The following is a 24,790-nucleotide window of genomic DNA, read 5'->3' on the forward strand; positions in this document are numbered from 1 at the left end:
AGGTTCTTCACCAGCTTGGTCTGGGCGGCACCACCGACGCGCGACACCGAGATACCGGCGTTGATGGCGGGGCGGATACCGGCGTTGAACAGGCTGGTTTCCAGGAAGATCTGGCCGTCCGTGATCGAGATCACGTTGGTAGGAACGAAGGCGGACACGTCGCCGGCTTGCGTTTCGATGATGGGCAGTGCCGTCAGCGAACCGGTCTTGCCCTTGACTTCACCCTTGGTGAAGGCTTCGACGTAGTCGGCATTCACGCGGGCTGCGCGCTCGAGCAGGCGGCTGTGGAGATAGAACACGTCGCCAGGGTAGGCTTCGCGGCCCGGTGGGCGGCGCAGCAGCAGCGACACTTGGCGGTATGCAACAGCTTGCTTGGACAGGTCGTCATAAACGATCAGGGCGTCCTGGCCGCGGTCGCGGAAGTATTCGCCCATCGTGCAGCCCGAGTAGGCCGACACGTACTGCATGGCAGCCGATTCGGAGGCCGATGCGGCCACCACAATCGTGTAGTCCATGGCACCGGCTTGTTCCAGTGCGCGCACCACGTTCTTGATCGACGAAGCCTTCTGGCCAATGGCGACGTAGATGCAGCTGACGCCCTGGCCCTTCTGGGCGATGATGGCGTCGATGGCCACGGCCGTCTTGCCGGTCTGGCGGTCACCAATGATCAGCTCGCGCTGGCCACGGCCCACGGGCACCATGGAGTCGATGGACTTCAGGCCGGTCTGCAGGGGCTGGTCCACCGATTTACGGGCGATCACGCCCGGAGCGACCTTTTCGATCACGTCGGTGAGCTTGGCGTTGATAGGGCCCTTGCCGTCGATAGGCTGGCCCAGGGCGTTCACCACGCGGCCGATCAGCTCAGGGCCAACCGGCACTTCCAGGATGCGGCCCGTGCACTTGACGGTGTCGCCTTCGGAGATGTGTTCGTACTCACCCAGAATCACGGCGCCGACAGAGTCGCGTTCGAGGTTCAGAGCCAGGCCGTAGGAGGGCTGGCCGTCCTTGGTGGCAGGGAACTCAAGCATTTCGCCGGCCATCACGTCCGACAGGCCGTGCACGCGCACGATACCGTCAGACACGGACACTACGGTGCCCTGATTGCGGATATCGCTGCTGGCAGCCAGACCTTCGATGCGGCTCTTGATGAGTTCAGAAATTTCTGCGGGATTGAGTTGCATGACTCTTTCCTTCTTTCTTTGGTTCGCTGTCCTCGCCGCGCGTTACGCGGTGAGGGCCGCTTTCATTTGTTCAAGACGGGCCTTGACCGAAGTGTCCAGCACCTCGTCACCCACCACTACGCGAATGCCGCCAATCAAAGACTCGTCCTGTTGAACGGCGAGATTGAGCTTGCGGCCAAAGCGCTTTTCCAGCGCTGCGCCGACCTCAGACAGTGCGGCACTGTCCATGGGAAAGGCGCTGTACACCACGGCATCCGAAGAGCCGCTGCGGCGATTCACGAGGGCACGAAACTGCGCAGCCACTTCCGGAAGCGCGTTGAGGCGCCCGTTGTCGATGACCGTGCGCAGGAAGTTCTTGGCCGTATCGGACAGCGCCGAACGCGCAACACCCGCGACCACAGCAAACACTTGGTCTGCCGTCACCTTGGGGTTGTCTGCCAGCTGACGCAACTGCGGGTTGGCAGCGATGGCCGCCAGTTCATCGACCCAGGCAGCAGTGCTGACCAGATCCATGCCCGCACCCGAAGTAGCGGCCTTGAACAGGGCTTCCGCGTAAGGGCGGGCAATGGTGGCGAGTTCAGCCATGTGTGTCCCCTTACAGCTCGGTCTTCAAGCGGTTGAGCAAGTCGGCGTGGACGCCGGCATTGACTTCCTTGCGGAGAATCTGCTCAGCACCCTTGACGGCCAGCGCGGCGACCTGCTCACGCAGGGCTTCGCGGGCTTGCACCGTTTGCTGTTCGGCTTCGGCACGGGCGGAAGCGACAATCTTGTTGCCCTCTTCCGTGGCGCGTGACTTGGCTTCTTCGATGATGGCCTGGGCACGTCGGTCGGCGTCCGCAAGACGCGAGGCCGTTTCGTTGCGCGCCTGCGACAATTCCTTCTCGACGCGCTGGTTGGCAGCGGTCAGTTCGGACTTGGCACGGTCGGCAGCAGCGAGGCCTTCGGCGATTTTCTGGGCTCGTTCATCCAACGCCTTCGCGATCGGGGGCCACACGAATTTCATCGTGAACCACACCAGAATCAAGAAGACGATGGCCTGAACGAACAGGGTCGCATTGATACTCACGGCAACACCTTTCTAGAGTGGCGTTGAACGGGACTTACTTGGGCAGGTTGGCCAAGAATGTCGAAGCGAAGGGGTTGGCGAACGCGAACAGCAGAGCAATAGCCACGCCGATCAGGAAAGCAGCGTCGATCAGACCGGCCAAGATGAACATCTTGGTTTGCAGTTCATTGATCAGCTCAGGCTGACGTGCCGACGATTCGAGGAACTTGCCACCCATCAGTGCGATACCGATGGAAGCGCCGATAGCGCCCAGACCAACGATCAGACCACAAGCCAGAGCGACGAGACCGAGAATGTTTTCCATGATGACTCCTGAGTAAAAAAGAAAAGTTAAAGAAAGAAAAAACGAAAGGGAAACTTAGTGCGCGTTGTGCGCCTGACCAAGGTAGATCAGTGCCAGCATCATGAAGATGAATGCTTGCAGCGAGATCACCAGAATGTGGAACAGCGTCCAGATGGTGCCAGCGATGACGTGGCCCACAGGCAGCAGCACACCCGACAGCGACAGTGCAGCCGCACCACCCATCAGGGCAATCAGCATGAACACCAGCTCGCCAGCGTACATGTTGCCGAACAACCGCATGCCATGCGACACGGTGTTGGCGACATATTCAATGATCTGCATGAGCAGATTGATCACGCCCAGGATCAGGGCGAAGATGGGATTCTTGCTGGTGCCAAACGGGGCCGACACGAGTTCATGCGCCCAGCCGCCAGCGCCCTTGATCTTGACGCTGTACCAGAACCGGAGGATCAGGACCGCAAACGCCAGACCCAGCGTAGTGGAGAGGTCGGCCGTGGGCACAACACGCAGATAGGCGTGGTGAGGATCGTGGCCCGCAGCACCGTAAATTTGCGCCCAGATGGCCGGCAGCAGATCGACCGGGATCATGTCCATGAAGTTCATCAGGAAAATCCAGACGAACACGGTCAGACCCAAGGGAGCGATGAACTTGCGGCTCTCAGCGTTGTGGATGTTGGCCTTGGCTTGGTTGTCCACCATTTCGACCAGCATTTCCACCGCGGCCTGGAAACGGCCTGGAACACCAGACGTTGCCTTGCGGGCTGCAGACCAGAGAATCAAAAGTGTGAGAGCACCCAGAACCAAACCAACAATGATCGAGTCGTAATTGAAGACGGTGAAATCAACAATTTTGGTCTGGTTGACGTTTTGAAGATGCTGCAGGTGGTGAACGATGTATTCACTTGCAGTCGGAGCGTGCGCTTCTGCGGCCATCGGACAACTCTTCTCTATATCAATCGGTTTTTCGGACACCAGGCCGCACCAACAGTGCCACCCAGTACGTTTTCATCGTGATCACCATACCCACCACGAGAGCCATCCAGCTCAAGCCCGGGACGACCCAAGGTGCCGCCGCAAGCAGCGCCACCGTCAGCACGATCTTGGCAATTTCCCAACCAAAGAACCCCACCATGGCTGCACGCGGATTGGTCGACGCCTTGTGACGCAACACACCACGGGCAAACAAGGCCGCAGGAACCACCACCGCCAGTGCGCCGTAAGCTGCAGACCAGCCTACCCCCACACTGCCTGTCAGAACCCAGGCCACGAGGGCCACCAATATTCCGACCAGTGCCTGCCCCGCCACCACCTTCCACACAGAGATGGGAGGATTGCGACGGCGCCACACTGCAGCTTCATCAGCCGTCAGGGGCTTGAAGTCAGATTCTTCAGCCTCAGTTTCCGTCTCAGGGGCGATTGTTTTCATTGTTCAATGACGCCCGCGTTACAGACTGCAACTTTCACAAAGCCTCTAATTATAAGTAAAAACCCATGCCACCCGACAAAGACCCGCAACCGCGGCACGAAACCAGTGCGCCCGCGCGCATTGTTGTGGTGATGGGCCAACGGCTTTGGAGGTACGCGGAACGCGCCGATGCACCGATTTGGCGCATGCAGAATGCACGCTGCTCGTCGCACCCACATCCCGCTACCGCACAATGGCCAAGCCGATTCAGCTATTGAAATCGCAGCAAACATACCAGCACCTTCCACCATGACCTCCTCTACCCCGCCCCCCGCAAACGGCCTGGACACACAGGCTACCGATCAACGCAAGGATTCGCTGATCGAATACCCCTCCCAATTTCCGATCAAAGTCATGGGAGTCAAGGTCGACGGCTTTGTGCATGCCGTCACCGAGCTGGCCCGCAAGTTTGATCCGACCTTCGACGCTGGCACCATTGAACTGCGCGACAGCCGCGGTGGCAATTACCTCGGAGTAACTATCACCATCACGGCCACCAGCCGCGAGCAGCTCGACGATCTGTACCGCGCCCTGTCCTCGCACCCCTTGGTCAAAGTGGTGTTGTAAGCACCCGGTCTGGCCCGAAGTCCTCGCATGACCATCGACACCCACAACCTCGGCCGCGCGGACTACGCCTCCACCGTGCAGGCCATGCAGGACTACACCGCCCAGCGCACGGCAGATACGCCGGACGCATTGTGGGTCTGCGAACACGCTCCGGTGTTTACCCAAGGGCTGGCGGGCAAAAGCGATCACTTGCTCCACCCGGGCGCTATCCCGGTGGTGGCCACCAACCGCGGTGGTCAAGTCACATTCCACGGACCAGGCCAGGTGGTCGCCTACCCGCTGATAGACCTGCAGCGTGCTGGTTATTTCGTCAAGGAATACGTTTACCGCGTGGAAGAGGCCGTGATCCGCACGCTGGCGCACTTTGGCATCACAGGCCACCGCGTCGGTGGCGCACCTGGCATTTATGTGCGCCTTGACGACCCCCACAGCCACGCCATGCTGCCCCAGCGGCCGCAAAAGCGCGTGGACGTGTCAGCACCCATCCCGGATTTTGAAGGCCTGGGCAAGATCGCTGCACTGGGCATCAAGGTCAGCCGCCACAGCACCTACCACGGTGTGGCACTCAACGTGGCGATGGACCTGGAGCCCTTCGCGCGCATCAACCCTTGCGGTTACGCAGGTTTGCAAACGGTGGACCTTTCTACAATCGGGGTCCAAACCACCTGGGACGAAGCCGCGCAGGTGCTGGGCCAGCAGCTCAGCATCCGTCTCGCGCGTTGATCTCTCTTACACGCTGCCTACACGCCATGAGCACCCCTGAAGTCGTCCGCGAAGCGCAATCCACCGAAGACTACAACCCGCTCGCCAAGCAAAAGGCTGCGGCCAAGCTGTCGCGCATTCCGATCAAAGTGGAACGCGGCGAAGTGCTGAAAAAGCCCGAGTGGATTCGCGTCAAGGCGGGCAGCCCCACCACGCGCTTTTACGAGATCAAAGAGATCCTGCGCGAGCACAAGCTCCACACCGTGTGCGAAGAAGCCTCGTGCCCCAACATCGGTGAATGTTTTGGCAAGGGCACGGCCACGTTCATGATCATGGGCGACAAGTGCACCCGCCGCTGCCCGTTCTGCGACGTGGGCCATGGCCGCCCCGACCCGCTGGACAAGGACGAACCGCTCAACCTGGCCAAGACCATTGCGGCACTCAAGCTCAAGTACGTGGTGATCACCAGCGTGGACCGCGACGACCTGCGCGATGGCGGCAGCGGGCATTTTGTGGAATGCATCCAGAACATCCGCGAGCTGTCGCCCACGACGCAGATCGAGATCCTGGTGCCCGACTTCCGCGGCCGTGACGACCGCGCGCTCGAAATCCTGAAAGCCGCGCCGCCCGACGTGATGAACCACAACCTGGAAACCGCGCCGCGTTTGTACAAGGAAGCGCGTCCCGGCTCCGATTACCAGTTCAGCCTGAACCTGCTCAAGAAGTTCAAGGCGCTGCACCCCAAGGTGCCGACCAAGAGCGGCATCATGGTGGGCCTGGGCGAAACCGACGAAGAGATCCTGCAGGTGATGCGCGACATGCGCGAACACCACATCGACATGCTGACCATCGGCCAGTACCTGTCGCCCAGCAACAGCCACCTGCCAGTGCGCCGCTACGTGCACCCCGACACCTTCAAGATGTTCGAGGAAGAGGCCTACAAGATGGGCTTTAGCCACGCGGCGGTGGGCGCCATGGTGCGCAGCAGCTACCACGCCGACCAGCAGGCACACGCTGCGGGCGTGTAGCCCCGCGACCCAAACAAACCAACCAACCAGCGAACCCGATGGCCCCAGCTGGATTGCTCTCGCTGCGGCACTACGGCGCGTCGCCGGGCAGCCACAGCCACGACCACTTTCAGATCTTGCTGGGCCTCTCGGGCGCGCTGGAGCTGGAGGTCTCCGGGCGGGGGGTGCGCCTGGCACCTGGCGGCGGTTGCGTGATTGCCCCGGGGGATCGCCACGACTTTCAGTCCTCTCGCGGCAGTGTGTGCCTGGTGCTCGACACCACACATCCCGCGTGGGCGCAGTGCGCCGTGCAGCCCGGCAACGCCGCGCCGCCTGCGGACGCCCTGCCGCTGGCGCGCTACCTGGCCAGTGCGTTGCAACAGGGCCGCCCGCTGGCCGCCACACACGGCCCGGCCCTGCTGCTGGAGGCGTGGCTGCAAGGTTCTGCGCAATACAACATCCCACCAAGAGACGCGTCACGCCGACGCAGCATTGACTGGGCGGCGCTGCAGCAATGGGCGGCACAGCAGTGGCACCGCGACGTGTGCGTGGCCGACCTGGCGGCGCAGGTGCACCTGAGCCCCAGCCAGTTTGCCGCGCGCTGCCGCGAAGCGCACGGCATGGGCGCCATGGCCTGGCTGCGCGACCAGCGCATGGCGCAGGCCCGGCTGCTGCGCAGCGGTGGCATGCCCGTGGCCGAGGTGGCGCGCCGCACGGGATACCGCTCTCCCTCGGCGCTCACCGCAGCGCTGCGCCGCGCAAACCCTTGAATTGCACCGACCGTTGACGCGCGACGACAGACCGCCGTTGCGCGACGATCGCGGGCGACGGGCCCGCGTAAGCTCCGCACCATGCAAGCCAATCTGTACGCCCTGGGCGCCATCGCGCTGTGGGCCTCCCTCGCCTCGCTGGGGGTGTCGCTCACCCACGTGCCTCCGTTTTTGCTCACGGGCATCGCGCTCATCATCGGCAGCGTGCCGGCGTGGCCCTTTGTGCTGCGTGACCCGTCGCAGTGGCGCATTCCGCTGCGTACGTTGGCATTGGGGGTGTACGGCCTCTTCGCCTACCACTTTCTGCTGTTCATCGCGTTGCGCAACGCGCCGCCCGTAGAAGCCAACCTGGTCAACTACCTGTGGCCGCTGTTCATCGTGGTGCTCTCGCCCGTGGTGCTGCCCGGCGTGTCGCTGCGCCTGCCCCACGTGCTGGCGGCGCTGCTGGGCTTTGGGGGTGCAGCCATTGCGATCGTGGGCGGCCGCGAGCTGAGCGGCACGCTGGCCTGGGGCTACCTGCCCGCGCTGGCTGCAGCGTTCATCTGGGCCACGTACTCCCTTTTGACCAAGCGCGTGGCGGCTTTTCCGACCACGGCGATCGGCTTGTTCGGGCTGGTGTCGGGGGTGCTGTCGCTGTTGTGCCACGTGGCGCTGGAGCCTGCGGTGTCGCTGCAGGCACGTGACTGGGTGCTGTTGGCGGTGCTCGGCCTGGGGCCGCTGGGGGCGTCGTTTTTTATGTGGGACAAGGCGCTGAAGCTGGGCGACGCGCGGCACATCGGCATCTTGAGCTACATCACGCCCCTGGCGTCCACCGCGCTGCTGATGGTGGTGAGTGGCCGCCCGTTCACCTGGAGCATTGCACTCGCCACCATGATGATCATCAGCGCGGCGGTGATGGGAATGCGGGCACGCTGACCCAAGAATATGAGTCAAATTGGCCTCTAGCGCTTATGCAGCAAGCGCTAGCAGCTATCAAATCAGGAGTTTCTGCATCACTCGCCTATGACGCCAGCAAGGTGGCGGGCTCGTCCCCTTCGAGCACCTGCTGCGCCCACGGTGCCAGCTTGCGGGTGTCGGCGCGCAACACCTCTTGTTTGATGGCCAGGATCTGCGCCGGGTGCATCGAAAAGCTGCGCAGGCCCAGGCCCAGCAGCAGGCGGGTCATGGTCACGTCGCCCGCCGTTTCGCCGCACACACACACACTTTTGCCCTGGCGCTCGCCTTCGGCAATCACATCGGCCACCAGGCGCAGCACGGCGGGGTGCAGCGGGTCATAGAGGTGCGCCACGGCCTCGTCGGCCCGGTCAATGGCCAGCGTGTACTGGATCAGGTCGTTGGTGCCGATGGACAAAAAGTCGAAATATTTGAGGAAGGTGCGCACCATGAGCGCCGCCGCGGGCACCTCGATCATGGCGCCCAGTTGTACCGGGCCATACGGCACGCCCCGCGCATCCAGCTCGGCGCGGGCCAGCTCGACCTGGGCCAGCGTCTGCTGGATCTCGTGCGTGTGCGCCAGCATGGGGAACAGCAGGTTGACCTTGCCATGCGCCGCCGCACGCAGCACGGCGCGCAGCTGGGTGCGAAACATCGCCGGGTCGGCCAGGCTCCAGCGGATGGCGCGCAGGCCCAGGGCTGGGTTCAGGTGGTTGTCCTTGTGGGCCTTGTGGTCTAGCGGCTTGTCGGCGCCCACGTCGATGGTGCGGATGGTGACGGGCAGGCCTTGCATGCCGTCGATGGCCTCGCAGTAGGCGCGGTACTGCTCGTCTTCGCCGGGCAGGTTGCCGGTCTTGCCCATGAACAGGAATTCGCTGCGGAACAGGCCCACACCCACGGCCCCGGCGCGCACGGCGGCTGGAGCGTCGCCGGGTTGTTCGATGTTGGCCAGCAGCTCGACCTTGTGGCCGTCGATGGTGATGGCCGGGGTGTGCCGCAGACGCGCCAGGCGCTCGCGCTCCAGCTCGACCTGGCGCTGGCGAAAGCCGTACTCGGCCAGGATGATGGGCGAGGGGTCGACGATGATCACGCCCGCGTCGCCGTCGATGATGACCCAGTCGTCCTGGCGCACTAACTGGCTGGCGCTGCGCGCGCCCACCACCGCGGGGATGTCCATGCTGCGTGCGACGATGGCGGTGTGGCTGGTCTTGCCGCCCACATCGGTCACAAAACCTGCAAACACGCTTTGCTTGAACTGCAGCATGTCGGCGGGAGACAGGTCGTGTGCCACCAACACCAGGGGCACGTCCACCGTGTCGTCCAGCAGCAAGTCTTGCTGCGTCTTGCGGCGCGGGCTGCTGGTAGGCGGTGCCACGGGGCTGGCCACGCCTTTCATGTAGCGCAGGATGCGCTCGACCACCTGTTCGAGGTCGGCCTTGCGTTCGCGCAGGTACTCGTCCTCCATCTCGTCGAACTGGCGCGCGATGACTTCGAGCTGCGTGGTTAGCGCCCATTCGGCGTTGTACAAGCGCTCGGTGATCCAGTGTTTGACGCCGCCCGTGAGGGCCTCGTCCTGCAACAGCATCAGGTGCACGTCGAGCAGCGCGGTCAGTTCATGCGGCGCATCGGCAGGCATGTCGGTCTGCAGGCGCTGCAGCTCCTCGACCACGGCATTGCGCCCGTTGCGCACGCGCTCGATCTCGCCCTCGACCTGCTCGGGCTGCACAAAATAGTGCGCCACATCCACGCGGCTGGAGGCCACCAGCACCGCACGGCCGATGGCGATGCCGCGTGCGACGGCGAGACCGTGGACTGAGAAAGTCATTCACCCTCACCAAATTTGTCGGCGATCAAAGCAAGCAAGGCATCCATGGCCTCCTGCTCACGGTCACCATGGGTTTCCAGCTCTACCTCCGAGCCCAGGCCCGCCGCCAACATCATCACGCCCATGATGCTTTTGGCGTTGATGCGGCGGTCGCCACGGCTCATGAAAACGTCACACGGAAAGCTGCCTGCCAGCTTGGTGAGCTTGGCCGACGCGCGGGCGTGCAGGCCCAATTTATTGCTGATGGTCGTACGAGTCTTGATCATGTCGGTTTCGGCGGTTCTGATTCTGCGGTGCGGAGATGGCCACCTGCATCACCCCTTGTGTGCCACCCACCACCGCGCGGGTGACGACGGAGTCAAGGGGCTCGGTGCGGTAGCTCACGGCGCGCAGCAGCATGGGCAAATTCACCCCCGTCACCAGCCGCGAGCGCACGCCATCCACAAGTCGCTGCGCAATGTTGCACGGAGTGGCGCCAAACACGTCGGTCAGCACCAGGGTCGAATCGGCACCCAATTGGTCGAGCAGGATGCGTGCCTGCGCCAGCGACTCTTCGGGCGGCTGGTTGGGCTGTACATCCAGCGCGGTCACGCTGCTGCCGCAATCGGGAAACACGTGCAGCGCACATTCGCGCAGCGCATGGGCCAGCGGGGCGTGGGCAATGATGAGGATGCTGATAGTGCTCATGGCGTGGAGGTTGAAAGGACATTATGGCGCTGCCCCCGCAGCAGGAACCACGCATAGGCCGCCACGTTGCATGCCAGGTACACGCCCATGGCCGCCTGGAACGATGGCACGGTCGACAGGCCTGCGGCGGCAAACGCATCCACCGCCAGGCCAATGCCCCACTGCACCACAAACACGCCCGCAAAGATGACCAGGTTGTATGCCGACAACGCCCGCCCGGCCAGCGCCTGCGGAAACGCCATGGCCACTGCGGGTTGCGACAGCGAGACAAAGGTGCACGACACACAAAACAGCGCCCACGCACCACCACCCGCCTGCGGCCCCGCGACGATGATGCCCAGCAACACCACCAGGCACAGCGGCAGGCCCGCGGCCATCAACCGGTCAGCCCCCAGGCCCTTGCGCAGCAACCACGGGCTGACCATGCCCCAGGTCCAGAACGTGCACAGCATGGAGACATTGATCCAGAACAGACCCGTCGCTGACTCCAGCGGTGTGTAGCCCGCCACCCGCTGCATCCACGGCCCGGCCCACAGTGTTTGCATGGCCACCATGCCGCCGTAGACAAAAAAGCCCAGGGGCGCCAGGCGCTGAAAGTACGGGTGGCGCCACACCATGGCGTAGCCCTCGGGCACCGGCCCGTCGCCTGCCACCTGCGACCCGTCTCCGCCCACCGGCTTGGGGGCACGGCCCCAACTGGGCACCCACACCGCAATCACCACCATCGACAGCGCAATCAGCCCAGCCAGCCCCCAGAACAAGGGCCGCCAGCCCATCAACGGCAGCGCCCACTGCACGGGCAGCGTGGACGCCACCATCCCGAGCGACCCCGTCATCAACATCCAGGAGTTGGCGCGCATCTGGGCCGTCGGATCCAACCAGCGCCGGTAGCCCGTCAGCGGCGCCATCAGGCAGGCGCTGACGCCCGCACCACACAACACGCGCCCCGCCAGCAGGCCCGAAAACCCGGTCGCCACCGAAAACACCAGGCTGCCCGCCACCGCCACGCCCAAAAAGCCCAGTGCCACCTTCTTGGGGCCATGGCGATCCAGCCAGGTGCCCAGGGGCAACTGCGTGGCCGCAAACCCCAGAAAATACCCACCCGCCAGCAACCCCAGATCGCTGGCCTGCAGCGTGAATTCTTCTGCCAGCGTGGGCGCCAGGGTGGCGGTCACCGCCCGCACCAAGGCCGATAAAAAGTACGCAAAGGCAAACGCCAGAAACACGATGACGGCGGTGCGCCGCGGGAGCACGCCGCTCATTGCAACGCCAACCCGGCAAAGAACTGGTCGGCTACCTCTGGCCGGGGCTTGGGGGTGTAGACCACGGCGTGGTACAGCCGCACCTGCGGCCCCACGGTACGCGCAAACCACACGCCCTGCGCCGCGACGGCGCTGCCGTCCGCACGTTGTCCTTGAATGGTGGTGCGTACCGATTGCGGCACGGGCAATACGCCCGGGGGCGCATACGGCGCGTCGACTGCAGTGGCGGCAGCACCCTGCCCCAGGTTGGCCAGCACAGCGCTGCGCCAGTGCGTCAGCGCGGCGCCCACTTGGGAGGGGTCGGTCAGCGCCGCGTGCGACACCGCAAAGGTGGCGCCGTCGGCATCGCAGCCCACCATGGACAACTCCACGGGTGCGCCCGCCAGTTCGACGTGGCGCGTGGCCCGGTCAGGCTTGCAAGGCAGCGTGATGGTGAGCGCGGCGTCGGGCAACGGTACGTTGCGCCAGTTCAGCGCGGGGCTGCAGCCCGCAAGCAGCAGCAGGGCAGTGGCGCCCGTCAGTGTCCAATTCATTGGGTCGATTATCGGCAGTGCCGCCCATGTTTGGTGCACGGGCCCGTCAAACCCGTTGCGGCACCGAACTTTTGCGGCGCGCCCGAGTCCACCCCCGCTGTGAACCGGGGCGCTGCCACGCTGGTAGAGGCCCCGGTACCGCGTCCGGCACAATGCCGGTTTGGGCGAGGCCCTTGTTCTGGATGGATGGTGAAGTCATGGCGATCAAGCATTGGGCAGCAGGTGTGGCGGTGGCGGCGTTTGCGGCCGTTGGCGCCTATGTGTATCTGGACACCGGCCGTGCCGCGGCGCCTGCATCGACCTTTGTGCTGCTGGACGGCTCCAGCAAAACCACCGCAGACATGCAGGGCAAGGTCACCTTGGTGAACTTCTGGGCCACCAGCTGCACCACCTGCGTGGCCGAAATGCCGGAGATTGTGGCCACGTACAACAAGTACCAAAGCCAGGGCTTTGACACCGTGGCGGTCGCCATGAGCTACGACCCACCCAGCTACGTGGTGAACTTTGCCGAAACCCGCAAACTCCCCTTCAAGGTCGCCATCGACAACACCGGCGCCGTGGCCCATGCCTGGGGCGACGTGCGGCTGACGCCCTCCACCTTCATCGTGAACAAACGCGGTGAGATCGTGAAGACCTTTGTCGGCGCTCCCAACTTCCCCGAACTGCATCAGCTCATCGAGAAGCTGCTGGCGGAGACCTGAACGGTTTCTGTCTTTGCAAAAAACAAAAGGCCGATTTCCTATGAAATCGGCCTTTTTCGCTTATGCAGCAAGCGCTGATAGCTATTGATTTTGCGATATGGCATCCACAACTGGCGCTTCCCAGACCAGCGGACGCCGCGCAAGGGCCGCCAAGCCGCGTGGGCGGCGCTTCGCTTGCGTGCGCTGGCGTCGTCCCCCTTCCCGGAGCGCGTAGCGCGCAGAGAGAAGGGGGAAGCGGCACAGCCGCTTAGGGGATTGGACACTATTTCGCGCGGTAGTTGTCGTGGCAGGCTTTACAGGTGCCTGCCGCGGCGCCAAACGCGGTCTTGAGGTTGTCGAGATTGCCCGTCTTGGCAGCAGCCGCCAGCTTGATCGATTCGGCTTCCAGCTTCTCGGAGTGTTCTTTGAACTTGGCCTGCTCGGTCCAGATTTCAGGCAGCGCCTTGGTCGGAGCGCCCTTGTCGGTGCCCGGGCCAAACCCCGCCCACGGCAACTTGGCCATCTGAACCACCACATCGGCGTTGTCTTGCGCCACCTTGGCGTCAAACGGCACACGGCCATTGGCCATGGCGCCCAGGCGACTGAAGTGCTGGCCCATCACAAACAACGCGCTTTGGCGGTATTTGATGGCGTCTTCAGCTTTGGCAAACTGCGCAGACGCTGGTGCCGACAGGGTCAGGGCGGCAGCGGCAAGGGTGAACGCGGCAAGTGCTTTCATGAGAGCTTCCTTTTTTCGTGGGGGACAGAAACTACAGGGGCGGTTGGCAGTATGCCGGTTTGCCTGCTTTTACGCAGCCTGCAGGCTTCCGGACAAACCCCCAGTCCCGCACAATGCCATCATTTCGCCCCACCCAACGCCCAAGCAACCCACCCACCCACACCATGACGACGCCACACACCGTACGCATCTGGGACCTTCCCACCCGCATCTTTCACTGGACACTGGCCGCCAGCGTGATCGCGCTGGTGATCACAGCCAAGGTCGGTGGAAACGCCATGGAGTGGCATTTCCGGCTTGGGCATCTGGTGCTTGCACTGCTCGTGTTTCGCATCGTCTGGGGCCTGATTGGAGGTCGGTGGTCCCGGTTTGCCGCGTTTGTGTACGCCCCGGCCCGGCTGGTGCGCTACCTGCGCGGCACGCCACACCCCGAAGACAGCGTGGGCCACAGCCCGCTGGGCGCACTGTCGGTCTTTGCGCTGCTGGCGGTGTTGGTGGCGCAAGTGGGCACCGGCCTGCTCAGCGATGACGAGATCGCCTTTGCCGGACCACTGACCCGTTTTGTCTCCAACGCTGTTGTCGGCCAGGCCACCGGGTACCACAAGGAAATCGGCCAGTACCTCGTGTTGGGCCTGGTGGCACTGCATGTGCTGGCCATCCTGTTCTATGTGCTGGTGCGCAAACAGCGGCTGGTTCGCCCCATGCTGCACGGAGACAAGGCCTTGACCCACCCAGTGACCGCTTCGCGCGACGACATGCTGACCCGGGCCATCGCGCTGGTTGTGCTGGCCCTGAGCGTGGGGTTGGCATGGTGGGTTTCGTCCCTAGTCCAGTGAATCTGAGAAATCGGCGGTACGTGAGCGCCTGGCCGCCCCGCAGGTTAGGCGGCGGGCGCAGCCGGGTTGGTCACCCGGCGAGCACGGCAACGACGCATGCGGGCCAGCCAGGCACTCACCCGAAGGGCCGGAGCTGCACAGGACGCATGGCAGCGTTGCATTCCTTGCCAAGGCGGCCAGCCTTGGCTGCGGCCTGCGCCTTGCCCTGCACCCCGTGCAGCACCGGCGTACTGCCGATTTCCCGGTTTCACTGGACTAGTGCCAGGGGCCGCCACGCCGCAGGGTGCAGATTCTGAAAATATGAGTCAAATTGGCCTCTAGCGCTTATTCCATAAGCGCTAGCAGCTATCAAATTAGGATTAATGCACAACACGGCCTCTACCGCTCAACGCCCCTGCAGCACCCGCACCGCTTGCGGCAGCGACTGCACACCGGGCATGAAGTGGTCGATGGTGGCGCCCAGCACCACGGCGCAGACCAGCGCGCCCAGCAGCGGCTTCCAGGTCAGGCGCACGGCGGCACTCAGCCAGCCTTCGCGCTCCACGCCCACGGCGGCGCGGGCTGTGGCCACCGAGAACGCCAGCTCGACCGCCACGGTCAACAACACGTCCCACCCAAAGAACAGCATGGCCAGCGAGCCCGCGCCAAAAATCAGCGCGGCACCAATGAGGAAGATGGCCACCACCGGCACCACCACCACCGCACCTTCGTCGGCGCTGCCAATGGCGTCCGCCGCGCCGCTGGCCAGGTCGCCCAAGGCGCTGGAGTCGCTGCTGCTGCCCGAGCCCGCGTTGGACAACCCCGATGTCCAGCCCCCGCCAAAGTCGCCCGACGCGCCACCGCCCCCAAAGTCGCCGCCGCCGGTGCGCGGCAGCGGCACCTGTCCGCCGCCCCCTGACGAATTGCCGCTGGGCCACGAAATGTCGGGCAGGTCTCCGCCCCCACCGTCCCCCGTCGCATCACGCCGCCGCACCAGCCGCGACGCCCAGGCGCGCAGCAGCAGCAAATATCCCAGGTACCCCACCGTCAACGTCACCAAATAGCGCAGCGCCAGCGTGTCCACCCCCAGCAGCAGTTGCACGTGGGAGGTGCACCACATCAGCACCAGCGTGAAGCTGCCAATCAGCAACCCGTGCAAACGCAGGCTGTAGCGCTGCTGCAGGGTGCGCGCCACATGGTGGTGGGGCATGCGCACAGAGCGCCAGTTGGACGTCTTGGCGGTGCTTTTGGACTTGCTGTTGCTGCTGCGGTCGCTGCGGGATGTGGCCATGGAAGGGACGCGGTGCGGTTGAAAAAATGGGCACTGCGGCACGGGTGGCCCGCCAGCGCAGCGCCATTTCACACCAGTTTTATGCGCCGGACACGCCACACCGGCCGTGTTCCGTGAAGTTGTCGGCGCCAGGGCGCATTCCGTTCACGCAGCGCCATCCACCACCGTGGGCACCCGCTGCGCCAGCGCACACATCAGTTCATACCCCACCGTGCCCGCCGCTTGCGCCACCTCGTCGATGGACAGCACCGCACCGTTGCTGGCGCGGCCCCACAGCGTGACCTCGCTGCCAAAACCGACATCGGTGCCCAGTTGCATACCGCTGGCGATCAACGGCGTGAGGTCCACCGTCACCATGTCCATGCTGACCCGCCCCACCAGGCGGGTGCGCACGCCGTTGACCAGCACGGGCGTGCCGGTGTCGCAGTGGCGGGGGTAGCCGTCGGCATACCCGCAGGCCGCCACGCCAATGGTCAGCGGGCCATCGGCCGTGAAGCGCGAGCCATAACCCACGGTATCGCCCGCCTGCAGCTGCTGCACCGCCAGGATGCGCGTGGACAGTGTCATGGTGGGCTGCAGGCCCCAGTGGCTGGCGTTGTTTTCGGGAAAGTCCGGCGCACTGCCGTACATCACGATGCCCGCGCGCACCCAGTCGGCACGCACCCCGGCAGCGGCGGCGTGGCGAAGGGTGGCGGCGCTGTTGGAGAGGCTGCGTTCGCCCGGCAGATCTTCAGCCGCTGTGCCGAAAGCCGCCATCTGGTGCGCAATGCCGCGGGGGCCGTCGGCATCGCTGAAGTGGGTCATGAACGAGATTTCATCGACCTGCGGCAGCGCATTGAGCCGCGCCCAGGCGCTGCGGTAGCGCTGCGGCGTAAAGCCCAGCCGGTTCATGCCCGAGTTCATCTTGAGGAACACGCGGTGCGGCACCTGCGTCTTGTGGGCGGCCAGCATGTCGATCTGTTCGTCGCAGTGCACGGCGTGCCACAGCCCGAGGCGCGAGCACAGCTCCAGGTCGCGCGGCTCGAACACGCCCTCCAGCAGCAGGATGGGGCCGCGCCAGCCCAGCTGGCGCACGCGCTCGGCCTCGGCCAGGTCCAGCAGCGCAAACCCATCGGCGCCGCGCAAGCCCTCAAACACCCGCTCAATGCCATGGCCATACGCGTTGGCCTTGACCACCGCCCAGACCTTGGCGTCCGGAACCGCCTGGCGAACGCGCTCCAGGTTGTTGTGCAGTGCGGCGGTGTGAATCGTGGCTTGAATGGGACGGGGCATGGAGAAGGACCAGGTCGTTGTCAGTGAATTACCGGGGAATTACCAGGGGATTACGCGGAGGATTCTGGCACTGCGGCCGTTTATCCGCGTGATATAACCGCCTGTCCCCCGCTACGATTCCTCACATTTACCAGGACATCAGCCCAACTGATGCACCCAACAGCCATTCGATGAAGCGCGGCTTTTACACCATCATGTCGGCGCAGTTTTTCAGCTCGCTGGCCGACAACGCACTCTTCGTCGCCGCCGTTGAACTCTTGCGCACAGGGGGAGCCCCCGAGTGGCAACGCGCCGCTCTGGTGCCGATGTTTGCGCTGTTCTATGTGGTGCTCGCGCCCTTTGTGGGCGCGTTTGCCGACGCACTGCCCAAAGGCAAGGTGATGTTTGTCAGCAATGCCATCAAGGTGGTGGGCTGTCTGATGATGTTGTTTGGCTCGCACCCGCTCATGGCGTATGCGGTGGTGGGGCTGGGGGCTGCGGCGTATTCGCCCGCCAAGTACGGCATCCTGACCGAGCTGCTGCCTGCATCCCAGTTGGTCAAGGCCAACGGCTGGATCGAGGGGCTCACCATCGCATCGATCATTCTGGGGGTGTTGCTGGGCGGCCAGCTGGTGGGCATGCACCTGTCGGGTTGGCTGCTCAACATCGACATCCCCTGGCTCGACACCGGCGTGGACACACCGGCAGAGGCCGCCATTGCGGCGCTGATTCTGGTCTACGCCCTGGCGGCCTGGTTCAACACCCGCATCCCCCACACCGGCGTCGAAATGCGCCCGCTGCGCGCGGACAGCTCGCGCTCCGTGGTGTCCAACGCGCTGAGCCTGCTGCCCGACTTTTGGGCCTGCAACGGCCGCCTGTGGCGCGACAAGCTGGGCCAGATCTCGCTGGCCACCACCACGCTGTTCTGGGGCGCGGGCGGCAACCTCAAGTTCATCGTGCTGGCCTGGGCCGCCGTGGCGCTGGGCTACAACACCACGCAGGCGTCGGCGCTGACCGGGGTTGTGGCCATCGGCACCGCTGTGGGCGCCGTGGTGGCGTCGATGCGCATGCGCCTGGACATGGCCACCAAGGTCATCCCGCTGGGCATTGCCATGGGCCTGCTACTCATCCTGATGGTGTTCATCAGCAACATCTGGGTGGCCATTCCGTTCCTCATCGTGCTGGGCGGCCTGGGCGGCTACTTGGTGGTGCCCATGAACGCGCTGCTGCAGCACCGTGGCCACAACCTGATGGGCGCGGGCCGGTCGATCGCCGTACAGAACTTCAACGAGCAAGCGTGCATCCTGGGGCTGGGGGCGTTCTACAGCCTGTCGCTCAAGTTCGGGCTGTCGGTGTTTGGCGCCATCATTACGTTCGGTCTGGTGGTGGCAGGCATCATGTGGATCATTCGCCGCTGGCACCAGCAAAACTGCATCCACTACACCGACGAAGTCAATCACCTGCTGCAGATTGCGCGGCACGATACGCACCATTGACTCCCCCTGTGTCGCCTTCGGCGCCTTCCCCCTGAGGGGGACGCCACCAGTGGCCTGGCGGAGCCAGTTCCACGGTGACACTGGCCTCGGCCGCGCCAGTCTCGTACGTCACGTGCGATGCCGAACATCGTGTTTTGCTACGCTTTCAATAGCTTTTAGCGCTTATACATCAAGCGTTAGAGCCTGTTTTTGCTCTTAATGCACCCGTCCCTTCCCTTCGCTGCCCTGTTGTTCAACGCCTTCGTGTGGGGCCTGGCCTGGTGGCCGTTTCAGCTGATGCACCGCGCGGGCCTGCACCCGCTGTGGGCCACGGCTTGCATGTACGCGGTGGTGCTGCTGGCGCTGCTGGCATGGCGGCCGGGTATCTGGCGGCAAGTGTGCGCGCACCCGCAGTTGTGGGTGCTGGCGCTGGCGTCGGGCCTGAACAACGTGGCGTTCAACTGGGCCGTCACGATTGGCGACGTGGTGCGCGTGATCCTGCTGTTCTACCTGATGCCCGCCTGGGCGGTGCTGCTGGCCTGGCGGATTTTGGGCGAGCGCCCCACGCCTGCGGCGCTGCTGCGCCTGGCCCTGGCTTTTGCGGGGGTGGTGCTGGTGTTGCTGCCCGAGGGCGCACCCGCCGCGCGCCTGTGGCAGAACCTCAGCCTGGCCGACGCGCTGGCGCTGCTGGGCGGCTTCATGTTTGCGCTCACCAACGTCACGCTGCGCCGCCTGCACGCCGTGCCGGGGCCTGCGCGCATGGCCACCATGTTTGGCGGCTGCATGCTGATGGCGCTGGCGGTGGCCAGCATCGGGCTGCAGGTGGGTGTGGTGGAGCACTTCCCTGCATTCAACAGCACCTGGGTCATCACCGGCTTGCTGCTGGCCGGGGTGCTGATGCTGGGCAACTGGGCGCTGCAGTTCGGCGCAGCACGGCTGGCGGCCGGCACCACGGCGCTGGTGATGTTGTCTGAAGTGATTTTTGCCAGCGTGTCGTCGGCACTGCTGGGCGCATCCACCTTGAGCACGCGCACCGTGGTGGGCGGTGCGTTGATTTTGCTGGCATCGTTGCTTGCCGCGCTGCAGTTTCGCCGCCCCAGTGCCGCCGCACACTGAGCCGCACACCGCGGAAGGGCAGCGGCTACCATGGCGCGTCATCCCAACCCAGGAGCTTTCTCATGCCCACCAGCATCTACGACTTTGAAGCCCAGCAGATGAACGGCCAGACCGTGCCGCTGGCCCAGTACAAGGACAAGGTACTGCTCATCGTCAACACGGCAAGCGCCTGTGGCTTCACCCCGCAGTTTGGTGGACTGGAAGAACTGCACAAGCAGTACGCCGACAAGGGCCTGGTGGTGCTGGGTTTCCCCTGCAACCAGTTCGGCAGCCAAGACCCGGGTAGCAACGACGAGATCGCCAGCTTCTGCCAGCTGAACTACGGCGTGAGCTTTCCGATGATGGGCAAGATCGACGTCAACGGCGCCAACGCCTCGCCGCTGTACAAATGGCTCGCCGCCGAAGCCCCCGGCCTGCTGGGCAGCAAGGCCATCAAATGGAACTTCACCAAGTTCCTCGTGGGCAAGGATGGCCAAGTGATCCGCCGGTATGCGCCGCAGGACGCGCCGAAGAAGCTGGCGGGCGACATCGAAGCCGCGTTGCGCTGAGCCCGTTGCCTGCGCTGCGCCCATGGCGGTGCAAAGCGCAGGCACACCGTTGCAGCCAAGCCCTACAGCACACAACTGTTCTGATTTGTTAAAGGTGATGCAAGCGGTTGCCAAACCCCGTCACTGAGACCAAACCGTAAAAAACTGCGGCGACACTCCACGTCACTTCAGGGTGACGCCAGATCACCCTCTCGCTCACTTTGCTGCTCGGGGGGACTCCATTGACATTGACAACACCTGCCACGCGGGCGCTTGTGCGCTCGCCATGGCTGGCCTGCGCCCTGCTCACCTTGCCCACGGCGCCCGCTTTGGCGGGCAATGACTTCGTCACCGTGGCTGCGGCCCAGTGCCAGGCCGTGGACGCCACCGTGGCCCTGCCCGCAGACATAGAACCGTACCGGTCTGCGGTCAAGGCCTGCGGCCTGGCGCGGCCCGCACAGCCGGTCAAGGTTCGGTTGGTCAGCGTCTTCACCGACGACTATTACCAACACCTTCCTGCGGATGCCCCCTGGCAGCGCTTTCCGTTGCCCGTGTTGCTGGATGACACCGGGCGCTGCCTGGGCCGCCTTCCGCACCTCTTCCCGGTGGACCCCCCCCAAGAGCTGGTGGTGCGCGCAGGGCAATGGCGCCGCGGCATCCCGCACGAACTGCGACTGACAGTGCTGTCACCCACTGTGGGCGGCAACTACCGCTTGCCCAGTCTGCGCTGGAGCACCAAGGCCCAGGCCTACCAGTCCAAAGCCCCGTCATCGCCCCATCCCATCCCCCTAGAGGACAAGACCCCGTGCCCGTAGACGCCAACTCTGTCAGCAAACTCAAACAAGCCTGTGATGCGGCCTATGCACTGCACCCGCATTCGTGCAGCCACGCGGCCTGGCACGTCATCAAGCAGTATTTGCCCAGCCAGCCGTGGATGAACGCTAACGCACTGGTGGAACACCTACGCGGCCAAGCGCACTGGAAGGTTGTCGCCTCCGGCCAGGTCGGCCGCCTTGCCCGTGAGGGCGTGTTGGTGGTGGGCGGAAAAACAGAGTCTTCCAACGGCCATGTGATTGTGGTGTACCCCGGCGGCGACCTGCCCGCGGGCGGCTACACGTACACCAAGAACGGTAAGACCGAAACCCTGCGCACCCGGGGCAGCTACGCCCCCGCCATGTCGACGTCGCAAGGCGCCTGGCCCGGCGCCATGAGCAAAGGCGACAAGACCATCTGGGACCCCTGGGCCAACGACGCCAAGTTCGCGCAAGTCACCTTCTGGAAGCTGTCGCAATAGCAGGCAGCGAGCGCCCGTCGGCTTTAACCCAGCACGGATTGTCCGAGGCACGCCCGCCGATTCCTTTTGTCTACTTTAAATCCCTCTCATGACTATCACTCCCCGCTCCTTTTCACTGAGTCTGCTGGCCGCCAGCATGGTGGTTGTTTTGGCCGGATGCGCCTGTGCGCCTTCCACGCCGCCTGAAACAGACACCACCGCAAACACCGCCGCACCCGCCGACGTCGCGCCCCAACCGGTAGAAACCGCAGCACCCCCCGAGCCCGTGGCCCAGCCGCCGCGCCTGCCCGACGATGGCATGGTGGCGCAGTTCACCCCCGCCCAGGTCAAGCTCTCGGCTGAAACGCTGGCGTTGCTGGCCCGGCTTGCCGACACCAGAACCGCCGACGAGCGCCTGGAAATCACCGGCTACTGCAACCGCAAAGACGCCCCCATCGACGCAAAAGACATCGCCCTCATGCGCGCCATGGCCGCCCGCAACGAACTCGTGCGCCTGGGCGTCCCCGCCAAAACGATTCGGGTGAAGTTCAACACCATGCAGGGATTGCACGCGGTGAAGATCGTGGCGAAGTGAGAGGCCACTGGCTAGGCGGTGTCCTGCTCAGCACCACGTCATCTTCGTCGCACTCTTCTTGAGGCACTTTCTTGACGTTTGTGATTTGATTTTTTTGGAACTCCAATGACTGACGCAAACAACAATATTTCTCGACTTGATTCCAGTCTGAGTGACAAGTGGAAGTTCCGATTCGATTTCTTCGATAAGCACGGCGTTCCGGGTCTCGGGGCTCCGTCACCCGAGTTTCAAGCAGCGATCAAGCAGCTGCACTGGAAGGACCGCATCAAGGTCGGCATGAATTTCTACGCATTTTTCTTCTCGTTCATCTACCTCTTGGTGCTGGGCTTGTGGCGTCAGGCAATCCTCTTGGTCAGCGCTGGGCTGGCCCTCGGGTTCATCGGGGGCATGCTGGGCGTCCCCGACAGCGTGATGAATGGCTTAGGCGTTGGGCTGACCATGGCCTGTGGCGTCCGCGTGAACGCGCTGTATTACCAAAAGAAGGTGCTGGGACGCGAAGACTGGCGGGTGTGATCCGGATCGCGGCAATGCAAAAGCACTGGTTGGCGCTGGCCCTCATGGTGGCCCTGGGCTGGTTCAGCTTGGCGACTGCGGTGCCCGCGGCTGAAACAGCCCGCCTCCCGAGTGGGGTGGCGCTTTCGCTAGACCTGCCCCTGCGGCAACTTTCTTCGGCCGAACTGCGCGGTACGGGCTTGGCGTCTGTATTCAAAGGACGCGACGAAAAAGGCGTGGAGTTCGCATTGGTTGAAATCGAGCTGCCATGGCACGTTTCGTGGGTCTTTAAGCTTTTTCCAGAGCTCTCGATGGAATTTGCGGAGGAGCACATCCAGGCTGGGCTGCGAAAACAGCTTGGCCTGGGGCCTGACGCCCCGGTTACCACTGCGCTGGAGCAGAAGTCTGGCTTTCCAAGCGTGTTTTTCGAGATAGCCCGGTCTTCAGCGCAAAGCCCTGCGTCCGATACGAGCGAACCCGCAGAAGACTTTCGCGCAGCGCAACTACTAGCAGGCGATGTCCTCCTCATCGACGGACGATTCGCCATCGTGGCCTGCTGGAGCCGCAGCAGCACCCAAGAGCTGCCCGTCCAAATTTTCGATGCCATCCAGATGCCTTACGAGCGCGAACAAGGAGACGCCGAAGCACAATTTCGCGTGGTGTGCGTTGGCTCGGGGCTACTGGTACTGGCTGCGTTGGGCCTGGTGCTGGCCTGCATTGTTGTGATCGATAAATCGCTGCGCAAGCGCAAGTTACAGCGAATGGCACACGGCTGACTTACGCGGAATCGAGTTGCCGGAGGCCGTGCAGTGGGCGCTCCTGCTGCGGCTGAGGCTTTAGGCCCTTTTGATCTGCCGTTGTTGTGGCGGGTGGCTGGCCTTGCCCATCATTGCTCGCACGTCTCAGAACATTGACTTGGTCTGACCAGACTAGGTTGGCAAATAGGCACGCTGTCCCGCATGCCTGCTGGCGTCACCTCCCAACTCGTGCACCGCGGATGGGTGGGGTTCTATGGCCCCAGCTTCATCAATGCGGAACAGCGGGGTAGCTGCTGATGGCACTCTGATCAGGCGATCGGACTATTTAATCGCCAAAGAGGGATGGGTAGTAAACAGATTAAAACTCGATTACATCTACGCCAACGAGCCCTTCGCGACCTAAAGAAAACTCTTTGACTCCCACAACGAAATCTAGATAGCCAGCCTCATATATCTTTGACAAAGACGTTGGAACTACCTTATGAGCCTTGAATTTTGTCGCCTTACTTTGCGACCCAAAGTCCTCTAGGCTGCGCCAAAAACAATCTTCCTCTACGGAGAAGAAATATATACCTTCATCATAAAATTCCGGGATATTGCAATACACCCCTTCTTGTTGATAATCAATATTTTTAAATGTGAAAAATGCATACTTCAGAGCATCAATCGAAGCATCTTGATGCAAATAAACATATTTCTCTTGTTTGCTTTGAGTGTCGTATGTTCTGATCACATCAACAAACGTTGAAAGCCCTTGTTGGCATATTTCTTCCAGCGTCGCTGCTCGAAATTTATTCGACCTTGAGACAACAACGAAATTATTTTTTTCGAAATCAGCGATTGACAACGCGAATGAATCATATTCATTGCAATATACACAAATCGCACCCCCATTGATTTCAGGCGCAATAACAAAATTTAGCCCATCGCTTTGCCTTTCCAAATGAGCGGAATCTTGATATAGAAAATTGATTTTTTTCATAATTATCAATGGACAGGATACGAGGTAACAACTTGATTTGAATTGGGTTTTGTAATTATCAAAACATTATTCAATATCTTACCATGATCAGGATGATTTGGATTTCCTCCCTGTATGCCGGCATTCCTCATCGGTATTGTGTAAGCCAGGTTACCGTTTGGCTGCGTCTGGGGCTGAATTCCCCTCTCTTTGGCGATTTTCCATGCCTCTGCAGTCTGGTTGAGAGGATTACCGGAAAAAACTCCGTGCGGCACGTTTCTGCCAGGAGTATCAGCCCCGTGCCTCCTAACATGATCTTTACGCGTAAGTCCATCCCTATCGCGAGCGCCGTTCCACTTCAACGGATGGCCTGTTCCACATTTTTCCCATCCCCAAGGATCAATCCAACTGATGGGATTGGGTGCATATTGATGCAGATTCAGCCCGCCCATGAGCCCAATCGGGTCAGGCGTCGTAAACGCCCCCAGGTCCGCATCGTAGTACCGGAACGTGTT

General features: G+C 63.0%; 31 protein-coding genes. 15 read left to right on the plus strand and 16 right to left on the minus strand.

Going from position 1 to position 24,790, the window contains the following annotated elements; translation table 11 throughout:
* From atpA to ACK41V_RS19415, 6 genes are all read right to left on the minus strand, one after another.
* A partial coding sequence (gene atpA, locus ACK41V_RS19390) for a F0F1 ATP synthase subunit alpha (RefSeq protein ID WP_409784725.1) occupies positions 1–1,181 on the minus strand: 1,181 nt, incomplete at its 3' end.
* A gap of 42 nt (positions 1,182–1,223) precedes the next feature.
* Positions 1,224–1,766, minus strand: a complete 543-nt coding sequence (locus tag ACK41V_RS19395; protein ID WP_409784727.1) for a F0F1 ATP synthase subunit delta — start codon at positions 1,764–1,766, stop codon at positions 1,224–1,226.
* Between the two features lie 10 nt (positions 1,767–1,776).
* Positions 1,777–2,247 (minus strand): F0F1 ATP synthase subunit B, encoded by a 471-nt coding sequence (locus ACK41V_RS19400; RefSeq protein ID WP_409784729.1) that lies wholly within the window; start codon positions 2,245–2,247, stop codon positions 1,777–1,779.
* Positions 2,248–2,281: 34 nt separating this feature from the next.
* Positions 2,282–2,551: a F0F1 ATP synthase subunit C gene (atpE, locus tag ACK41V_RS19405; protein WP_007847749.1), complete on the minus strand. Its 270-nt coding sequence runs from the start codon at positions 2,549–2,551 to the stop codon at positions 2,282–2,284.
* 54 nt (positions 2,552–2,605) lie between these two features.
* Positions 2,606–3,484 carry a F0F1 ATP synthase subunit A gene (atpB, locus tag ACK41V_RS19410; RefSeq protein ID WP_409784732.1) on the minus strand — a complete coding sequence of 293 codons (879 nt, stop codon included), beginning with the start codon at positions 3,482–3,484 and terminating at the stop codon, positions 2,606–2,608.
* A 19-nt stretch (positions 3,485–3,503) separates the two neighbouring features.
* Positions 3,504–3,977: an ATP synthase subunit I gene (locus tag ACK41V_RS19415; RefSeq protein ID WP_409784734.1), complete on the minus strand. Its 474-nt coding sequence runs from the start codon at positions 3,975–3,977 to the stop codon at positions 3,504–3,506.
* A 288-nt stretch (positions 3,978–4,265) separates the two neighbouring features.
* Between ACK41V_RS19415 and ACK41V_RS19420 the strand changes: the two genes are divergently transcribed.
* The 5 genes from ACK41V_RS19420 (at position 4,266) to ACK41V_RS19440 (ending at position 7,977) form a co-directional block, all read left to right on the plus strand.
* Entirely contained in the window at positions 4,266–4,583 is a 318-nt protein-coding gene (locus ACK41V_RS19420; RefSeq protein ID WP_409784736.1) for a YbeD family protein, read from the plus strand.
* 27 nt (positions 4,584–4,610) lie between these two features.
* On the plus strand, positions 4,611–5,306 hold the full coding sequence (lipB, locus tag ACK41V_RS19425) for a lipoyl(octanoyl) transferase LipB (RefSeq protein WP_409784738.1): 696 nt from the start codon (positions 4,611–4,613) through the stop codon (positions 5,304–5,306).
* A 26-nt stretch (positions 5,307–5,332) separates the two neighbouring features.
* On the plus strand, positions 5,333–6,313 hold the full coding sequence (lipA, locus tag ACK41V_RS19430; RefSeq protein WP_409784740.1) for a lipoyl synthase: 981 nt from the start codon (positions 5,333–5,335) through the stop codon (positions 6,311–6,313).
* Positions 6,314–6,351: 38 nt separating this feature from the next.
* A complete protein-coding gene (locus ACK41V_RS19435) occupies positions 6,352–7,062 on the plus strand; it encodes an AraC family transcriptional regulator (RefSeq protein WP_409784741.1) in 711 nt (236 codons plus the stop codon).
* A gap of 81 nt (positions 7,063–7,143) precedes the next feature.
* Positions 7,144–7,977, plus strand: a complete 834-nt coding sequence (locus ACK41V_RS19440; protein WP_409784743.1) for a DMT family transporter — start codon at positions 7,144–7,146, stop codon at positions 7,975–7,977.
* An 85-nt stretch (positions 7,978–8,062) separates the two neighbouring features.
* Here ACK41V_RS19440 and ptsP read toward each other — a convergent pair whose 3' ends face one another.
* The 5 genes from ptsP to ACK41V_RS19465 are packed head-to-tail and all read right to left on the minus strand — an operon-like array spanning position 8,063 to position 12,302.
* A complete protein-coding gene (ptsP, locus tag ACK41V_RS19445; RefSeq protein WP_409784745.1) occupies positions 8,063–9,820 on the minus strand; it encodes a phosphoenolpyruvate--protein phosphotransferase in 1,758 nt (585 codons plus the stop codon).
* Positions 9,817–10,086: an HPr family phosphocarrier protein gene (locus ACK41V_RS19450; RefSeq protein WP_409784747.1), complete on the minus strand. Its 270-nt coding sequence runs from the start codon at positions 10,084–10,086 to the stop codon at positions 9,817–9,819. The genes ptsP and ACK41V_RS19450 overlap by 4 nt, the downstream gene beginning before the upstream one ends.
* Positions 10,055–10,507 (minus strand): PTS sugar transporter subunit IIA, encoded by a 453-nt coding sequence (locus ACK41V_RS19455; RefSeq protein WP_409784748.1) that lies wholly within the window; start codon positions 10,505–10,507, stop codon positions 10,055–10,057. The genes ACK41V_RS19450 and ACK41V_RS19455 overlap by 32 nt, the downstream gene beginning before the upstream one ends.
* Complete coding sequence (locus ACK41V_RS19460; protein ID WP_409784750.1) at positions 10,504–11,769, minus strand: MFS transporter; 1,266 nt, start codon at positions 11,767–11,769, stop codon at positions 10,504–10,506. The genes ACK41V_RS19455 and ACK41V_RS19460 overlap by 4 nt, the downstream gene beginning before the upstream one ends.
* Positions 11,766–12,302: a hypothetical protein gene (locus ACK41V_RS19465; protein ID WP_409784752.1), complete on the minus strand. Its 537-nt coding sequence runs from the start codon at positions 12,300–12,302 to the stop codon at positions 11,766–11,768. The genes ACK41V_RS19460 and ACK41V_RS19465 overlap by 4 nt, the downstream gene beginning before the upstream one ends.
* 197 nt (positions 12,303–12,499) lie before the next feature.
* On the opposite strand from ACK41V_RS19465, the gene ACK41V_RS19470 reads away from it, so the two are divergent.
* A complete protein-coding gene (locus ACK41V_RS19470; RefSeq protein WP_409784754.1) occupies positions 12,500–13,003 on the plus strand; it encodes a TlpA disulfide reductase family protein in 504 nt (167 codons plus the stop codon).
* Between the two features lie 262 nt (positions 13,004–13,265).
* Here ACK41V_RS19470 and ACK41V_RS19475 read toward each other — a convergent pair whose 3' ends face one another.
* A complete protein-coding gene (locus tag ACK41V_RS19475; protein WP_409784756.1) occupies positions 13,266–13,721 on the minus strand; it encodes a c-type cytochrome in 456 nt (151 codons plus the stop codon).
* A gap of 164 nt (positions 13,722–13,885) precedes the next feature.
* Between ACK41V_RS19475 and ACK41V_RS19480 the strand changes: the two genes are divergently transcribed.
* On the plus strand, positions 13,886–14,557 hold the full coding sequence (locus tag ACK41V_RS19480; protein ID WP_409784758.1) for a cytochrome b/b6 domain-containing protein: 672 nt from the start codon (positions 13,886–13,888) through the stop codon (positions 14,555–14,557).
* A 385-nt stretch (positions 14,558–14,942) separates the two neighbouring features.
* Here the strand turns inward: ACK41V_RS19480 and ACK41V_RS19485 are convergent, their stop codons facing one another.
* Together ACK41V_RS19485 and alr are read right to left on the minus strand one after the other, a co-directional pair.
* Positions 14,943–15,827 (minus strand): hypothetical protein, encoded by an 885-nt coding sequence (locus ACK41V_RS19485; protein WP_409784760.1) that lies wholly within the window; start codon positions 15,825–15,827, stop codon positions 14,943–14,945.
* A 144-nt stretch (positions 15,828–15,971) separates the two neighbouring features.
* Positions 15,972–17,099, minus strand: a complete 1,128-nt coding sequence (alr, locus tag ACK41V_RS19490) for an alanine racemase (protein WP_409784761.1) — start codon at positions 17,097–17,099, stop codon at positions 15,972–15,974.
* 170 nt (positions 17,100–17,269) lie between these two features.
* On the opposite strand from alr, the gene lplT reads away from it, so the two are divergent.
* The 8 genes from lplT (at position 17,270) to ACK41V_RS19530 (ending at position 23,332) form a co-directional block, all read left to right on the plus strand.
* A complete protein-coding gene (gene lplT, locus ACK41V_RS19495; protein WP_409784762.1) occupies positions 17,270–18,574 on the plus strand; it encodes a lysophospholipid transporter LplT in 1,305 nt (434 codons plus the stop codon).
* 198 nt (positions 18,575–18,772) lie between these two features.
* Positions 18,773–19,669 carry a DMT family transporter gene (locus ACK41V_RS19500; protein ID WP_409784764.1) on the plus strand — a complete coding sequence of 299 codons (897 nt, stop codon included), beginning with the start codon at positions 18,773–18,775 and terminating at the stop codon, positions 19,667–19,669.
* A gap of 62 nt (positions 19,670–19,731) precedes the next feature.
* Positions 19,732–20,217: a glutathione peroxidase gene (locus ACK41V_RS19505; protein ID WP_409784766.1), complete on the plus strand. Its 486-nt coding sequence runs from the start codon at positions 19,732–19,734 to the stop codon at positions 20,215–20,217.
* A 221-nt stretch (positions 20,218–20,438) separates the two neighbouring features.
* Positions 20,439–21,011: a hypothetical protein gene (locus tag ACK41V_RS19510; RefSeq protein WP_409784768.1), complete on the plus strand. Its 573-nt coding sequence runs from the start codon at positions 20,439–20,441 to the stop codon at positions 21,009–21,011.
* The gene (locus tag ACK41V_RS19515; protein ID WP_409784770.1) at positions 21,002–21,490 is read left to right on the plus strand and encodes a hypothetical protein; all 489 of its coding nucleotides are present in this window, start codon (positions 21,002–21,004) and stop codon (positions 21,488–21,490) included. The genes ACK41V_RS19510 and ACK41V_RS19515 overlap by 10 nt, the downstream gene beginning before the upstream one ends.
* Positions 21,491–21,578: 88 nt before the next feature.
* Positions 21,579–22,064 carry an OmpA family protein gene (locus tag ACK41V_RS19520; RefSeq protein WP_409784772.1) on the plus strand — a complete coding sequence of 162 codons (486 nt, stop codon included), beginning with the start codon at positions 21,579–21,581 and terminating at the stop codon, positions 22,062–22,064.
* Positions 22,065–22,169: 105 nt separating this feature from the next.
* Positions 22,170–22,577: a DUF2628 domain-containing protein gene (locus ACK41V_RS19525; protein ID WP_409784774.1), complete on the plus strand. Its 408-nt coding sequence runs from the start codon at positions 22,170–22,172 to the stop codon at positions 22,575–22,577.
* Complete coding sequence (locus tag ACK41V_RS19530) at positions 22,574–23,332, plus strand: hypothetical protein (protein ID WP_409784775.1); 759 nt, start codon at positions 22,574–22,576, stop codon at positions 23,330–23,332. The genes ACK41V_RS19525 and ACK41V_RS19530 overlap by 4 nt, the downstream gene beginning before the upstream one ends.
* A 340-nt stretch (positions 23,333–23,672) precedes the next feature.
* On the opposite strand, the gene ACK41V_RS19535 is transcribed toward ACK41V_RS19530, so the two are convergent.
* Positions 23,673–24,296: a hypothetical protein gene (locus tag ACK41V_RS19535; RefSeq protein ID WP_409784777.1), complete on the minus strand. Its 624-nt coding sequence runs from the start codon at positions 24,294–24,296 to the stop codon at positions 23,673–23,675.
* A 5-nt stretch (positions 24,297–24,301) separates the two neighbouring features.
* Positions 24,302–24,790: RHS repeat-associated core domain-containing protein (locus ACK41V_RS19540; RefSeq protein ID WP_409784778.1), on the minus strand; the 489-nt coding region annotated here is incomplete at its 5' end.

Origin of the sequence: Acidovorax sp. (assembly GCF_046291265.1) — a bacterium.
In the GTDB taxonomy this organism is placed as follows: domain Bacteria; phylum Pseudomonadota; class Gammaproteobacteria; order Burkholderiales; family Burkholderiaceae_C; genus Acidovorax.

Bases quoted from the DNA above. Each gene is read 5' to 3' on its own strand.
- ACK41V_RS19480 (WP_409784758.1), top strand. From the start codon at position 13,886: ATGACGACGCCACACACCGTACGCATCTGGGACCTTCCCACCCGCATC.
- ptsP (WP_409784745.1), bottom strand. From the start codon at position 9,820: ATGACTTTCTCAGTCCACGGTCTCGCCGTCGCACGCGGCATCGCCATC.
- atpE (WP_007847749.1), bottom strand. From the start codon at position 2,551: ATGGAAAACATTCTCGGTCTCGTCGCTCTGGCTTGTGGTCTGATCGTT.
- lipB (WP_409784738.1), top strand. From the start codon at position 4,611: ATGACCATCGACACCCACAACCTCGGCCGCGCGGACTACGCCTCCACC.
- ACK41V_RS19455 (WP_409784748.1), bottom strand. From the start codon at position 10,507: ATGAGCACTATCAGCATCCTCATCATTGCCCACGCCCCGCTGGCCCAT.
- ACK41V_RS19395 (WP_409784727.1), bottom strand. From the start codon at position 1,766: ATGGCTGAACTCGCCACCATTGCCCGCCCTTACGCGGAAGCCCTGTTC.
- alr (WP_409784761.1), bottom strand. From the start codon at position 17,099: ATGCCCCGTCCCATTCAAGCCACGATTCACACCGCCGCACTGCACAAC.
- ACK41V_RS19535 (WP_409784777.1), bottom strand. From the start codon at position 24,296: ATGAAAAAAATCAATTTTCTATATCAAGATTCCGCTCATTTGGAAAGG.
- ACK41V_RS19500 (WP_409784764.1), top strand. From the start codon at position 18,773: ATGCACCCGTCCCTTCCCTTCGCTGCCCTGTTGTTCAACGCCTTCGTG.
- ACK41V_RS19460 (WP_409784750.1), bottom strand. From the start codon at position 11,769: ATGAGCGGCGTGCTCCCGCGGCGCACCGCCGTCATCGTGTTTCTGGCG.
- ACK41V_RS19485 (WP_409784760.1), bottom strand. From the start codon at position 15,827: ATGGCCACATCCCGCAGCGACCGCAGCAGCAACAGCAAGTCCAAAAGC.
- ACK41V_RS19470 (WP_409784754.1), top strand. From the start codon at position 12,500: ATGGCGATCAAGCATTGGGCAGCAGGTGTGGCGGTGGCGGCGTTTGCG.
- ACK41V_RS19450 (WP_409784747.1), bottom strand. From the start codon at position 10,086: ATGATCAAGACTCGTACGACCATCAGCAATAAATTGGGCCTGCACGCC.
- ACK41V_RS19520 (WP_409784772.1), top strand. From the start codon at position 21,579: ATGACTATCACTCCCCGCTCCTTTTCACTGAGTCTGCTGGCCGCCAGC.
- ACK41V_RS19465 (WP_409784752.1), bottom strand. From the start codon at position 12,302: ATGAATTGGACACTGACGGGCGCCACTGCCCTGCTGCTGCTTGCGGGC.
- lipA (WP_409784740.1), top strand. From the start codon at position 5,333: ATGAGCACCCCTGAAGTCGTCCGCGAAGCGCAATCCACCGAAGACTAC.
- ACK41V_RS19440 (WP_409784743.1), top strand. From the start codon at position 7,144: ATGCAAGCCAATCTGTACGCCCTGGGCGCCATCGCGCTGTGGGCCTCC.
- ACK41V_RS19435 (WP_409784741.1), top strand. From the start codon at position 6,352: ATGGCCCCAGCTGGATTGCTCTCGCTGCGGCACTACGGCGCGTCGCCG.
- lplT (WP_409784762.1), top strand. From the start codon at position 17,270: ATGAAGCGCGGCTTTTACACCATCATGTCGGCGCAGTTTTTCAGCTCG.
- ACK41V_RS19505 (WP_409784766.1), top strand. From the start codon at position 19,732: ATGCCCACCAGCATCTACGACTTTGAAGCCCAGCAGATGAACGGCCAG.
- ACK41V_RS19420 (WP_409784736.1), top strand. From the start codon at position 4,266: ATGACCTCCTCTACCCCGCCCCCCGCAAACGGCCTGGACACACAGGCT.
- ACK41V_RS19415 (WP_409784734.1), bottom strand. From the start codon at position 3,977: ATGAAAACAATCGCCCCTGAGACGGAAACTGAGGCTGAAGAATCTGAC.
- atpB (WP_409784732.1), bottom strand. From the start codon at position 3,484: ATGGCCGCAGAAGCGCACGCTCCGACTGCAAGTGAATACATCGTTCAC.
- ACK41V_RS19475 (WP_409784756.1), bottom strand. From the start codon at position 13,721: ATGAAAGCACTTGCCGCGTTCACCCTTGCCGCTGCCGCCCTGACCCTG.
- ACK41V_RS19525 (WP_409784774.1), top strand. From the start codon at position 22,170: ATGACTGACGCAAACAACAATATTTCTCGACTTGATTCCAGTCTGAGT.